Source organism: Providencia vermicola (assembly GCF_010748935.1).
GTDB classification, from domain to species: Bacteria; Pseudomonadota; Gammaproteobacteria; order Enterobacterales; family Enterobacteriaceae; genus Providencia; species Providencia zhejiangensis.
In genome coordinates this window covers 687,541-701,729 of record NZ_CP048796.1, presented here as the reverse complement: position 1 = coordinate 701,729, position 14,189 = coordinate 687,541, and the positions used below count along the sequence as shown (strand labels likewise).

The 14,189-nt window shown below is 43.6% G+C and carries 11 protein-coding genes; 3 read left to right on the top strand and 8 right to left on the bottom strand.

Annotated features, from left to right (window positions below; all coding sequences use genetic code 11):
* The first annotated feature begins 13 nt into the window (after positions 1-13).
* The 3 genes from G3341_RS03005 (at position 14) to G3341_RS02995 (ending at position 5,139) form a co-directional block, all read left to right on the top strand.
* Positions 14-1,720: an ABC transporter ATP-binding protein/permease gene (locus G3341_RS03005; RefSeq protein ID WP_163860673.1), complete on the top strand. Its 1,707-nt coding sequence runs from the start codon at positions 14-16 to the stop codon at positions 1,718-1,720.
* Positions 1,710-4,499: a M16 family metallopeptidase gene (locus G3341_RS03000; RefSeq protein WP_163860672.1), complete on the top strand. Its 2,790-nt coding sequence runs from the start codon at positions 1,710-1,712 to the stop codon at positions 4,497-4,499. The genes G3341_RS03005 and G3341_RS03000 overlap by 11 nt, the downstream gene beginning before the upstream one ends.
* Positions 4,500-4,635: 136 nt before the next feature.
* Positions 4,636-5,139, top strand: a complete 504-nt coding sequence (locus tag G3341_RS02995; protein ID WP_154622157.1) for a GNAT family N-acetyltransferase — start codon at positions 4,636-4,638, stop codon at positions 5,137-5,139.
* Positions 5,140-5,236: 97 nt separating this feature from the next.
* On the opposite strand, the gene deoD is transcribed toward G3341_RS02995, so the two are convergent.
* The 8 genes from deoD to G3341_RS02955 all read right to left on the bottom strand — a co-directional run bounded on the left by deoD (position 5,237) and on the right by G3341_RS02955 (position 14,143).
* Positions 5,237-5,953 carry a purine-nucleoside phosphorylase gene (gene deoD, locus G3341_RS02990; protein ID WP_004926652.1) on the bottom strand — a complete coding sequence of 239 codons (717 nt, stop codon included), beginning with the start codon at positions 5,951-5,953 and terminating at the stop codon, positions 5,237-5,239.
* Between the two features lie 156 nt (positions 5,954-6,109).
* Complete coding sequence (gene deoB / locus G3341_RS02985; RefSeq protein ID WP_154622158.1) at positions 6,110-7,333, bottom strand: phosphopentomutase; 1,224 nt, start codon at positions 7,331-7,333, stop codon at positions 6,110-6,112.
* A 62-nt stretch (positions 7,334-7,395) separates the two neighbouring features.
* Positions 7,396-8,718 carry a thymidine phosphorylase gene (deoA, locus tag G3341_RS02980; RefSeq protein WP_163860671.1) on the bottom strand — a complete coding sequence of 441 codons (1,323 nt, stop codon included), beginning with the start codon at positions 8,716-8,718 and terminating at the stop codon, positions 7,396-7,398.
* Between the two features lie 53 nt (positions 8,719-8,771).
* Positions 8,772-9,551 carry a deoxyribose-phosphate aldolase gene (gene deoC, locus G3341_RS02975; RefSeq protein WP_154622159.1) on the bottom strand — a complete coding sequence of 260 codons (780 nt, stop codon included), beginning with the start codon at positions 9,549-9,551 and terminating at the stop codon, positions 8,772-8,774.
* Between the two features lie 468 nt (positions 9,552-10,019).
* Positions 10,020-11,294, bottom strand: a complete 1,275-nt coding sequence (locus G3341_RS02970) for a NupC/NupG family nucleoside CNT transporter (RefSeq protein ID WP_195848137.1) — start codon at positions 11,292-11,294, stop codon at positions 10,020-10,022.
* A gap of 303 nt (positions 11,295-11,597) precedes the next feature.
* Positions 11,598-12,380, bottom strand: a complete 783-nt coding sequence (locus G3341_RS02965; RefSeq protein WP_163860670.1) for a TatD family hydrolase — start codon at positions 12,378-12,380, stop codon at positions 11,598-11,600.
* Complete coding sequence (locus G3341_RS02960) at positions 12,373-13,527, bottom strand: patatin-like phospholipase family protein (protein ID WP_154622162.1); 1,155 nt, start codon at positions 13,525-13,527, stop codon at positions 12,373-12,375. The genes G3341_RS02965 and G3341_RS02960 overlap by 8 nt, the downstream gene beginning before the upstream one ends.
* 205 nt (positions 13,528-13,732) lie before the next feature.
* Positions 13,733-14,143 carry a BON domain-containing protein gene (locus G3341_RS02955; protein WP_154622163.1) on the bottom strand — a complete coding sequence of 137 codons (411 nt, stop codon included), beginning with the start codon at positions 14,141-14,143 and terminating at the stop codon, positions 13,733-13,735.
* Positions 14,144-14,189 lie beyond the last annotated feature (46 nt).

Here is a 14,189-nt window from a genome sequence, read left to right as displayed (position 1 = left end):
TACGAAGAACGTCATGAAGACACTGAAACAATTTTTCTATTTAGTTAAACCTTTTTGGGGGCAGCGTACTGCCCTTTTCTGCTGGCTACTGCTTGCCGCCTCACTGGGGCTAACCCTGTCATCGGTCTGGTTCAATGTCAAAATGAACATGTGGAACGGTGATTTCTATAATGCGTTACAAAAATTTGATGGCCAGGCGCTCTATGGCCTCTTGCAATATTTTGTGGTGTTAGTCAGCGGATTAATTTTCGTCGTCGTTATGGGGAACTATCTCAAGCAAATGCTGATTATCCGTTGGCGTAAAGGCATGACAGAGGTCGTTCTTAATCGCTGGCTGTCTCCAAACAGCAAACACTATATGCTACGGTTAACCTCACAAGAGCCAGATAACCCCGATCAACGTATTGCAGAAGATATTCGTTTACTGATTGAGTCGACACTGAATTTGCTGGTCACCTTCCTGCATTCAATGTTAACACTGGTCTCCTTTGCCACCATTCTTTGGACACTGTCAGGCAGCCTCTCATTCAACTTAGTGGGCACGGATTGGTCTATTCCCGGTTATATGTTTTGGGCTTGTATTATTTACACGCTTATTGGTATCGCCTTAACACAATGGATTGGCTTCCCTTTGCGTCGTTTAAACATGGATAAACAACGCCGTGAAGCGGATTACCGTAGCGCGTTAATTCATTGCCGCCATCACGGCGATGCTATCGCGGGACAACGTGGTGAACAACAAGATAAAAAAGAGTTAATGCATCGCTTTGGTGAAATTATGCGTAACTGGAACCGATTGATCCGCTGTGAACGCAATCTTTCGTTTTATACCGTTGGTTATCAACAGGTGACAGCACTGGCTCCAGTCTTACTCGCATTACCTAAATTTCTTGCTGGCGAAATTATGTTAGGTGGCTTGATGCAATTACGCCAAGCCTTCAGCAGTGTGGCGACCTCATTAGGATGGTTTATTTTTGCCTATAAAGAGATAGCGGCATGGCAAGCGACGGTATCACGTTTATACAATTTTGTGATCCTATTAGAAAATGACAAAGCAGCAGATGTTCAGCTTACCGAAGAGCAACCGGCGCTTAATGCTGCGGTTAAAGTGACCACCTCAGATAATCGCACCTTAATTGAGCAGGTTAATTTAACCGCTAAACAAGGTGAACTGACCTTAATTTCAGGTCGCTCCGGTATTGGTAAATCAACGTTGCTACGCACGTTGAGTGGTCATTGGCCCTTCTTTACTGGCACAATTAAACGCACAAACAGCCTAATGTGGATCCCCCAACGCCTTTATCTTCCTACTAGCCGATTGGACTGCTTACTGGCATACCCTCAAGATATTGCTCAATTCACTGAAACCGACTTTAAGCAAGTACTCAGTAAGGTCGGGTTAGGCAAGTTGCATTATCAGTTAAATTTAGAAACCGATTGGCACAACCGATTATCGGGTGGTGAACAGCAACGCCTTATGTTTGCACGCTTGTTACTTAATCGCCCCAAATTACTGCTGTTGGATGAAACAACTTCAGCCCTTGATGAAAACAGTGCTCTTGAGCTGATTCAACTCATTAAGCATGAGCTGCCAGACAGCGCGATTGTACTCGTCACTCATCAACGTTTTCTGTCACAAGTTGCTGAACAGATTATTCCTCTGCAAGAAGCGCCAACTCGCGCCAACATAACCACAGGAACCCCTGAATATGCTTCGTAACATCGTACTCATCACGTTTGTTGGCCTAAGCCTCATTGGTTGTGGGATGCCCGCAGCTTCCAATCTCAGCGGACACGATTTATTACCTGTTCGAACGGATTTACACCATTATCAGCTTGATAATGGTCTCAACGTTTATTTATTACAACGCTCTCAGCCGGGTGTTGAACTGCGTTTGCTAGTAAAAAGTGGTTCTTTGCAAGAGAATGAAGAACAACTCGGACTTGCGCATTTTACTGAGCACATGGCCTTTAAAGGCACCAAACATTTTCCGGGCACTACCGGTTTTAAACAATTAGAGCAACAGGGTCTGAAACTGGGCAGTCATGTCAATGCGATCACGAGCCTCAACTCAACACTGTATAAGTTGTCTTTACCCGAGGCCACACCAGCACAAGTTTCAATCGCCCTACAGGTAATGGCGGATTGGGCCTCCAATATCTCATTTGATGAAGACGCGTTTGAAAAGGAACGCCCCGTGATTATTGAAGAGTGGCGTTTGCGTCAAGGGATGGGCTATCGCATCAATAATAGTCTCGAACATTTACGCTACCACGGCAGCCGCTACGCCGAACGCAATCCGATCGGTTCACTGGATATCGTACGCCAAGCCCCAATCGCGCTGGCAAAAGAGTATTATACAACTTGGTATCAACCACAACGTATGACCCTGTTGGTGATTGGCGATTTCAATCAATCCACCGTACGTGACGAAATCAATCAGCTTTTCGCCATGCCAAAACCAAAGAGCCTGTCTCAAGATAATCCAGAGTGGAAACAATTTGTTCACGCTAATTTTCTGCTCGTCCAACCGGTGTTTGATAAAGAGCAAGGTGCCCGTTATGTCCAGTTTGCTTTGCAAAAAGACATTATCGCACCTCTCAATACACGAGAAGGGCAATACGAAGATTTACTGGACAGCCTATGGCTCGCCATTTTAAATCAGCGTTTCTCTGTTTTAGTGGATAATGGCGTATTACCCGCGATTAGTATCAATGAACAAGGCTCAATGCTAGATAACCAGCGCTTACAACAATTAATGATTATCCACCCTAAAGGGGAAGATTATCTGGGGGCCACTCAGGTTTTATTTACCGAGCTACAGCGATTAGCAACTGAGCCTGTGACCCAAGAGGAGCTTGATAGCGCTCGACAAAATATCTTGAAAAAACTTAGCCAGCAGGCCGCTTCAGAACAGCGCTATGGCAACGACTATTTAGCGGGTCAATTAACCACCGCACTTGAATATGACATGCCAATGTGGAATAAACGCCAACAATTGGATAAAAGCTACCAGCTTATCGGGAAAGTTAAACCGCAAGATTTACAGCTGCACGTGGCGAACTTTTTAAATGAAGCCTCACCACGCTTAGCGCTCATTGGTCCTGATACTGACGCAACGAAAGTCAATCATGCGGACTTTAGTGAGCAGTGGCAAAATACTCGCCTAAGTTCACCGGGGCCATTCACCCTACGCTCTCAAGCCATCACACTGCAACTACCGCCAATTCCCAAAGGCTCTATCATCGAGCAAAGTGACCTCCCCGTCGCTAAAACTGAGCACTGGCAACTGAGCAATGGCATTAAGGTTATTGTTAAAGCAGATAATCACCTTAAAGAAGATATTCAGTTCAACTTACAGCTACCCGGTGGCCGTTCTCTCGAAACGCCTCAAACGGCAGGGTTGACTGATTGGGCGTTAAAGCTCCCTGAAAGCAGTGGTTATGCTGAATACAGTGCGCGCGATTTAGCCTTACTCGCCAAACAAAACCAAATCTCAATTCGTCCTTATAGCGAATTATTGACCCACGGTTTTCGAGGCAAAACACCTATTGATAACTTAGACACCGCGCTGCAATTACTACATCTAAAACTGACTTCACCACAGTTTAGCGGTGAAAAATTAGAACAACAAAAACAGTCTTTTGCTTTGAATCTCACTAAAACCCCTGTTGAACGTACTTTCCTTGATAACATTAATAAAGAAAGTTATCAAAATGGCGCGTTATTAGTTATTGATCCACAAGGTGGCTGGAAAAATTTTACCGCGGGCCAGCTGCAACAGGCTAATCGCCAACTGTTGGATTCTACTGCCGATATGACACTCATCATCAGTGGTGCCATCAATAAACGAGAATTAAAATCATCGTTGGAACAATGGGTCGCATCAATTCCCACCAGCAATCAAAAACTGGCTTGGCGAGACCAAGGGATCATGCCCAAAATGGAGAGCTTTAATAAACGCTATCCAATTAGTAGTAGCGATAAGAGTATGGTCAGCATCCAGTTTGCGGCTCCTGCACAATGGACACAGCAAGATCAACTCGCCATGCAATTGTTAGATACCATTGTGAGTCAACGCCTACGCGGCGAACTGCGCGAAAAAGCCAGTGGTATCTATGCTCTCGGTTTCTCACAACTGCTTGCCAAAAAACCGCAACCCTACTATTTTGCGCGGCTTAATTTTACCACCTCCCCAGAACGTACTGAGGAAATGAATCAAATCGCCCAAAAAACCATTCATCAATTACGCCAATCAGGTGTCACCGGCCAAGAGCTGACTGAAGCAAAAAATATTTGGCTCACAGAACACGCCCAAATAACCGATAGCTCAGGTTATTGGACTGAAGCATTAGCGCAAATTGCCTCTGATGACCGACAATATCAGCGCTTAAATCAACAGCAAGCGATTATTCGCCAATTACAAGTTGACGATATTAACCGTATCGCCAACCAATATCTGGGGAAAAACCCGAAAGTCTTTACGATGACACCGTAGCTATTGAAGGGGGATTGTTCCCCCTTTATTTACCCAACACATTGTCTTACAAAAGTTTTTACATATAACCGTTTGACTCTCTGACGGCTTATATGATTAATGGTATTGTTTTCCAATAAAAAAGAGACATAACATTATGAATGACATCGTGATCCGTAGAGCAACCTTAGACGATATTCCAGCCGTCACACAAATGCATGCTGATTATTCAGCGTACGCTAATACATTACAGCTCCCTTACCCTTCGCTCAAAACATGGGAAGCTCGTCTAACTGCAAATGATCCTCTCGTCACTCATTTTGTTGCGACTCTTGATAATACTGTCGTTGGGATCCTCACTATCCATCAACCAAGTCAGCAACGACGTAAACATGTCGCCAGTTTTGGCATTACCGTCAGTGAGATGCATCAAGGAAAAGGAATTGGTTCTGCGCTGATGCAAGTGATGGTCGACTATTGTGATAACTGGTTAAATATTCATCGCATTGAATTAGAAGTCTATGCGACTAACGACAATGGATTGGGGCTCTATAAAAAATTTGGTTTTGAGCAAGAAGGTGTGATGCGTGATTACGCTTTTCGCGATGGACAGTATGTCGACGCAATTATGATGAGTAGAATTAATAAAAACCGCAAGTAATCACGCCAATTTGAATGTCATACACTTCTCTTGCTCTTTCCCCAAAAAAATGCCACGTGATAGACGTGGCATGATCCAATAAGAAATCACTGGATGATTATTTATCGCCTAATAGAACGGAATCCAATGCGATTTCAATCATTTCGTTGAACGTTGTTTGACGCTCCGCAGAGGTGGTTTGCTCACCGGTTTTGATATGATCGGAAACGGTACAGATTGTTAATGCACGCGCGCCGAATTCCGCTGCCACACCATAAATACCAGCAGCTTCCATCTCAACACCCAAAATGCCGTATTTTTCCATGACTTTGAACATATCGGGATCTGGCGAGTAGAACAGATCAGCAGAGAATAAGTTACCGACACGAACATTGACATTTTTCGCCTTCGCCGCTTCAACGGCATTATGCACCAGTTCATAGTCTGCAATCGCCGCGAAATCGTGATCTTTAAAACGTTGACGGTTCACTTTTGAATCAGTACAGGCACCCATACCGATAACGACATCACGCAGTTTCACATCATCCATTACTGCACCACATGAACCAACACGAATAATCACTTTGACACCAAAATCAGTGATTAACTCTTTCGCATAGATAGAGCAAGAAGGAATACCCATTCCGTGACCCATCACGGAGATCTTACGACCTTTGTAAGTTCCCGTGAAGCCTAACATACCGCGAACATTATTCACCTGACGCACGTCTTCGAGGAAAGTTTCAGCGATATATTTCGCACGCAGCGGGTCTCCTGGCATCAATACGACGTCAGCAAAATCACCCATTTCTGCATTAATATGAGGCGTTGCCATTATTATTATTCCTTATAAATCATTAAATTGAAAAGTTTAACATCATTACCTGATAATAGTAGCGACTGATAATACTCGCTGTCTACGGCAAATGACCCAATACCATCAACAATAAATAAGGCAGTTTCCTGCCTTATTTACATTTATGTTAACCAATTACAGCATTGGTTTGCCGTATTCCATCGGTGAGAGGTCGAAATATTTAGCGACGGTTTGACCGATATCCGCGAATGTTTCGCGATGACCTAAAAAGCCGGGTTTGACTTTCGGACCATAAATGAGAACGGGAATGTGCTCACGAGTATGGTCAGTACCATGCCAAGTTGGGTCACAGCCATGGTCTGCGGTTAAGATCAAGATGTCATCTTCTTTGACCAATTCCATCAGTTCTGGTAGACGACGGTCAAAGAGTTCTAATGCTGCTGCATAACCGGGTACATCACGACGGTGTCCATAAGCAGAGTCGAAATCAACAAAGTTAGTGAACACAATCGTCTTATCACCCGCCTGTTGCATTTCTTTCACGGTGGCATCGAACAGAGCATCAATACCTGTTGCTTTCACCTTCTTAGTGATACCTACATGTGCATAGATATCCGCAATTTTACCGATAGAAACAACTTCACCTTGTTTCTCTTCAACTAATTTTTGCAATATCGTTGGTGATGGTGGCTCAACGGCTAAGTCATGACGGTTACCCGTACGCTCAAAACTGCCTGCTTTGTCGCCAATGAATGGACGCGCGATAACACGACCAATGTTGTAGCCGCCATTTGTCAACTCTTCACGAGCGATTTCACATAGCTCATACAGTTTGTCTAGACCATAAGTCTCTTCATGACAGGCGATTTGGAATACGGAGTCAGCTGAGGTGTAGAAAATCGGTTTACCCGTTTTCATGTGCTCTTCACCCAATTTATCCAAGATCACGGTACCTGAAGAGTGGCAATTACCTAAATAACCAGGCAAGTTAGCACGCTTCACAATGATATCTAACAACTCTTGTGGGAAGCTGTTTTCTTCATCTGCGAAATACCCCCAGTCAAAGAGCACAGGCACACCCGCGATTTCCCAGTGACCGGATGGTGTGTCTTTACCTGAAGAAATTTCACTCGCATAAGCGTAAGCACCGATGATCTCTGCATTAGGATCAAGGCCTGCTGGGAATTTACCGCAAGACTCTTCAGCTGCTTTACCCAGACCCAGTTTGGTTAAGTTAGGCAAATGCAGCGGCCCCTTACGGCCTTTATCTGCATCACCACGCGCACAGGCATCTGCAATATGGCCTAATGTGTTTGAACCTTCATCATTAAATTTGTGCGCATCACCTGCTGCACCAATCCCAAAAGAATCCAACACCATAATAAATGTACGTTTCATAACTTCTCTCCTGCGTCATCATTCCCTATAGGGAAGTGCCACTGATAAAACTTATTTGTCAATTATTCACTGATTTGGCGGTAAACCATTGGTGAAACTTCTGGTTTTTTATCACCAATAACCATAGCAGCACGTACTTCTTTTGCTGCATCTTCCCATGCTTTTTCACTATTTGCATGAATAATCGCTAATGGCGTTTGGCTATCAACGGAAGTTCCCAGTGCCGCGATATCGCTTAAACCAACACTATAATCAATCGAGTCAGTTGCTTTACGACGACCACCACCTAATGTCACCACAGACATACCCAGCGCACGGGTGTCCATTGCCGTCACAATACCGGATTTCTCCGCATACACGGCTTTGTGCAATACGGCTGTTGGTAAATACTTGTTATAGTTTTCAACGAAATCAGTTGGGCCTTTTTGAGCCGCCACCATACGACCAAAAATCTCTGCGGCTTGTCCATTATCCAACACCGCCTGCAATTTCTGGCGAGCTTCTTCTCTATTTGCAGTCAAGGATCCGGATACAAGCATTTCAACACACAGCGCCATCGTGACTTCGTACAAACGAGGGTTCCGGTATTCGCCGGTTAAAAATTGCACCGCTTCGCGGACTTCAACGGCATTACCCGCACTTGAAGCAAGTACTTCGTTCATGTCGGTCAATAAAGCCGTTGTTTTACAACCCGCACCATTAGCCACCTGTACGATAGACTCAGCCAACTGCTCTGATTTTTCATAAGTTGGCATAAAGGCACCTGACCCCACTTTGACGTCCATCACTAAGGCATCAAGACCTTCAGCTAATTTTTTGCCTAAAATAGATGCGGTAATCAGTGGAATAGAATCAACTGTTGCAGTGATATCACGCGTTGCATAAAAACGTTTATCAGCGGGTGCCAGTGAGTTTGTCTGCCCGATAATCGCAACCCCAACATTTTTGATAATGTCACGGAAACGCTCATCATCTGGGAAAATATCAAAATTAGGAATCGCTTCAAGCTTATCCAGCGTTCCTCCGGTATGGCCCAAGCCACGCCCCGAAATCATCGGCACATAGCCACCACACGCAGCAACCATTGGGCCTAACATCAAAGAGGTCACATCACCAACCCCGCCAGTTGAATGTTTATCAACGAGAGGGCCATTTAAATTGAGTGATTTCCAATTTAGTACAGTGCCTGAATCACGCATTGCCAATGTTAATGCAACACGTTCAGCCATTGTCATATCATTAAAATAGATGGTCATTGCCAATGCGGCTATCTGACCTTCAGAAACAGAATTATCTCGTACTCCATTGATAAAGAAACGAATTTCTTCTTCACTCAGTACTTTACCATCACGTTTTTTACGGATAATTTCTTGTGCCAGAAACACGGTATGCTCCTTAATTCAAACAGAATCTAGGTAATCGCTTAATCACACTATTATTAATAGTTACTGCTTGATTTTTTAGTCTCAAAACCAAGTGTATTCAACAGATTAGCTAATAAACTTGATGCGCCAAAACGGAAATGGCGAGCATCGACCCAGTCTTTACCTAAAATTCTATCTGCTAATGCTAAATATTGAGCAGCTTCTTCAGCAGTACGAACGCCACCCGCCGGTTTAAAACCAACGGTTTTCGCTACGCCCATATCATGGATCACTTGCATCATGATTTCAGCACTTTCAAGAGTGGCATTCACCGGTACTTTACCTGTGGAGGTTTTAATAAAGTCCGCACCCGCTTTAATTGAGATTTCAGAAGCTTTGCGAATCAGTGCAGGATCTTTTAATTCGCCGGTTTCAATAATCACTTTCAGAAGGACATTGGCTGCCGCGCAAGCATCTTTGCACGCTTTCACTAAATCAAAACCAATTTTTTCATTACCAGCCATCAACGCTCGATAAGGGAAAACCACATCAACTTCATCTGCACCATAAGCAATAGCAGCACGTGTTTCCGCCAACGCTATCTCGATGTCATCATTTCCATGCGGGAAGTTAGTGACTGTTGCGATACGCACTTCGGGCGTACCTTGCTCACGCAGTGCTTTACGTGCAACAGGAATAAAACGAGGGTAGATACAGATAGCCGCAGTTTGGCCTGCTGGGCTTTTTGCTTGATGACACAACGCGATCACTTTTTCATCGGTATCGTCATCATTGAGGGTGGTTAAATCCATCAGATTCAGCGCGCGTTGCGCAGCAGCAGTTAAATCAGTCATAAAAAACTCTCCAACGTTGTGAATTCTGTCAGAACAACACGTTCTTTGTTGGCGAGCGGGCTTGGTTCCTTAAAGATGCTACTCGAAAACCCGAATGTAGCAGCTGAATTCCTTCTCACCGCACAATACCCTAGAGCACATTCACTCTGAGAACTAGCAGTCCATAGCAGCTAATTTATCGCTATTTGACCATGGAACTCGGCTATTTTGTGTGCTACAAATCACATTAATTGCCTGAACGTTACATTGTTAAATACAAATATGTGAACAATATCGCAATTATACGCTATTTAGTCTCAGTTTTATTCTCTCAAATGGCTTTTTTATGTCTTTTTTAGCCTTCCAATGCCATCAATCCACTTGATTAAGCGTAGTTCAAAATTGACGGTATGAAATAAAGAGAAGAAAGAATATAACTGAAAATAATGAAAGAGAAAGGGCATTTGCCCTTCCTCAAAAAACGAGAGATTAAATTATTGCAAGTGTTAAGAAGAAGCCCGCAATAGTCGCACTCATTAAGTTAGAGAGCGTACCCGCCAGAACAGCTTTCATTCCTAAACGAGCGACATCACTACGACGATTTGGTGCCATACCACCTAAACCACCAAGTAAAATAGCCACCGAAGATAAGTTAGCAAAACCACACAGTGCAAATGAAATGATCGCTTTAGTATGATCGGAAAGTACCTGTTTGCCTGCCGCAAGAACATCTGCATCCGGTTTCATGTATTCACCGAAATTCATAAAGGCAACAAATTCGTTAACAACCACTTTTTGACCAATAAACGAACCGGCAACTGTTGCTTCACTCCATGGCACACCAATCAAATAAGCTATCGGCGCAAATACCCATCCCAGAATTAATTCCAAAGAAAGTTGTGGATAATGGAACAAGCCACCAACACCGCCTAAAATACCGTTAATTAGAGCGATCAAGGCGATAAATGCCAATAACATTGCACCTACGTTCAAGGCCAATTGCATCCCCGAAGCAGCACCTGAAGCAGCTGCATCGATCAGGTTTGCTGGGCGCTCATCTTCAGCAACCAACTCTGTCGCATTAACGTTATCACGCACTTCCTCAGTTTCGGGTACAAGCAATTTAGCGAACAGTAATCCTCCCGGAGCCGCCATAAACGATGCAGCAATCAAGTATTCCATTGGAACACCCATTTGCGCATAACCGGCCAATACAGAGCCTGCTACAGAAGCCAAACCACCACACATAACCGCAAATAATTCGGAATTGGTCATGGTCGAGATATAAGGACGTACAACTAATGGTGCCTCTGTCTGCCCAACAAAGATATTCGCTGTAGCAGATAAAGATTCCGTTCTGGAGGTACCAAGCACTTTTTGCAAGCCGCCACCCAATACTTTGATGACTAGTTGCATAATACCGAGGTAATAAAGAACCGCGATCAATGAAGAGAAGAACACAATGATTGGCAGAACACGTAAAGCGAAAACAAATCCACCACCGCCAAACAGTTCAAACATTTTGTCGGAAACAAGGCCGCCAAAAATAAAATTCATGCCATCTTGGCCGTAACTAATAACTTTAGAAACGCCATCTGACATCCCTTGTAATACGCGACGACCTGCTGGTACATAAAGTACAAATGCACCGATAGCGATCTGTATAAGAAAAGCCCCGCCAACAGTACGGAGTTTAATCGCTCGACGATTGCTGGAGAATAGTACGGCAATACCAATCAGTACTGCCATCCCAACCAGACTCATAATGAGTTGCATGGAAGTATCCCTGTTCACTTAATGCTAGATTGATGTAGAAAGGAAACTGGTAAGTTCCCTTGACTCTTTGTGCGATGATTATACCTAGTCCCTTCCAAGAACCCGCAATCTTCGTCACAAATACATAGTGTAATAAGTAACAAAAATTCAATTCTTGTGATTAAAATCACATTTAGTTATCGACATAATCTGAAAAGCACAAAAAGAGAGAATAATGAGGTGAAAAAATGCAGGGAATAAGCTAGCCAGATAAAACCCACCTCTCATAAAAACAGTGAATGCATCTGGCTTTTATTTGAACAGATTAAATAATGATAGGCTATTTATGTAAAGTTGCTGCGCAATTTCATCGGGACTTTCGTGGCGTAGTTCACATAACGACTGAAAAATCTGTTGAATACGCTCAGGACGATTTGGCTCACCTTGAAAGCCAGACACAGGCATATCTGGGGCATCGGTTTCAAATACCAATGAGGTTAGGGGTAATTTGGCGATCGCTTGACGTGTTTTATTTGCTCTTTCATAAGTAATGGTACCGCCAACACCAATGAAATAGCCTAATTTAATAAATGCTTGAGCTTGTGATAGGCTGCCTGCAAAACCATGAATAACACCGCATGCAGGTACAGGGTAGCGACGTAACAATGCAGCCAGCGGGTCATGACTTTTACGCGAATGTAAGATGACTGGCAGATCAAACTGCTTAGCTAATTTTAGTTGGGCGATTAACACTTGCTGCTGTAAATCAAACAACGGTTCTTGCATATAGAGATCAAGACCAATCTCGCCAACAGCAACACACTTAGCGTGATTCTGTTGTAAATAACCTATCATTGTCTCCATATGTTGTTCTTGAAAGAGATTCAAGTACAGAGGATGAAAGCCAATAGCCGCATGCAGCTGTGAGTATCGCTGAGCTAAATGCCAAACTCGCTCAAAATTATCAACACTGACCGCCGGAATAATAATATCCGTAACCCCTGCCTTTTCCGCTAAGCAGAGGCTTTCATCAATCGCACCAACAAAAGGTGGAAAATCAAAGTGGCAATGGGTATCAATAAATCGGTTAGTCATTTTTTTTATTCAGCGGTTGCTCCGACTCCTCGTTTGCAGCCATCATGGCTCCCGTCATCATCGCCTGTGCCGTATCCGTTGCCTTTTTGGCTTTACGTTGAGCAACTAACTCAACATCATGTTTAGCATCAAAGATCGCTTCCGCGTAATCTTCTGCAATCTGTATTTCTTCATGGGCGGCGCTTTCAAAGCTAAAGCGATTTAATCCATTGTTATTCATTGTAAAACAATGGCCTAATGCAGCAATAAAGTAACGCCCACAGCGACGCCCTAAATGATAGTCCTGATTAAGCGCTGACAACCGGCTCCCTAATGCACTACTTTTTAGTGGCGTGGAAGGATAGATTTCAAAAATCTGTAAGTCTCCCGGTGGGTTTTCAATAAACTCCTGTGTCCGGCGATAGCTTTTTAGATGAACTTTTAGCATAGCAGCCATTCGCTGTAAGCCATATTTTTCACCCTCCAGCCAACGCGTCATTCTCTTCACCCATTCGGGGGTAAAATACATCTGAGAAGGAACAGTACGGATCACCACAATCGTATCAGCGCCACGACGGTATGCTTCTTCAACAGGGATCGCCGCACTAATCCCTCCATCATGATAGAGAGTGCCTTCAAATTCGACGCCCATCCGATAAAAGCCCGGAATAGCACTAGAAGCACGAATGATATCTAACCATGTATCAGCGTTAGGTTTCAAAAATTCGGCTTCAAAGTCATCACTACGGCTGGCTCCCATATAGAATTCGCGCCCCGCTTCCATCAATTCAATCCCAGATTTGATCTGTAATGGAAGCTCTTTCGAGGTGCTTTCAACCAGCCAATCTAAATCAATAAGATGACCACCTCGAATAAAACGTAAGGGATTAAAAAAGAGTGGGCTTGTTGTATAACGGGTAATAACCCGCCGAGCGTAGCCATATTGACCACAAATATACGCAGAAAGGTTTTGCGCCCCCGCCGAAGTACCAATCATGATATCAAATGGATTAAAGCCTGTTTTTAAGAACTCATCCAATACACCTGCGGTGAAAATACCACGTTGACCGCCTCCCTCACAAATAAGGGCAGTCTTACCTTTATTGAGTTCATCGTAAAAAGCTAAAGGTTCAATGCTGCCAAGTGTCACTGATACATGTTTTCCCATATATGTCTCCTGACAGATCCTCTCTGCATCCCAATACTGCAATACACTTCGGCACTATCGCTAATTAAATCAATTTATACTTATCAATAATACAAAAACTGAACCTCACCAAGAGATCCAGTTTTCGACTATTAGCGAATAATGTTAGCGGATTAATGAACTCAATAGACGACTATTTGAGTGATTTACGCCAATTATATATCCATTAATTTGCTACGACTAAACCGTTTTGTACCGATTTTACACCATTAACCCTTGATACGACTTGTACAACCTTATCAATCTGGTCAGCGGATTTGACAAAACCAGAAAGGTAAACAACCCCTTTGACGGTTTTCACTGAAATAGAATTACTGTCTATGCCACTGGTTGTCAGTAGCTTACTTTTGACCTGAGCAGTGATAGAGGAGTCATCCATGTAGTTATCGGCACTATTCACACCACTAGAAATCGCTTCACTGGTGTCTTTTCCTGCTATATCTGCCGTTTTCACCGCGCTATCCCACGTTTCAGAGGCCTGCTCTTTTAATGGAGAGTTTGCTGATGAACTACATGCAAACAGAGCACCACTTAATCCAATGACAATGAAAGAACGTAACAGTGCTAAATTTTTCATCGGAACCTTCCTTATCGACTCTACTGCGATTTTAAATATTGAAATA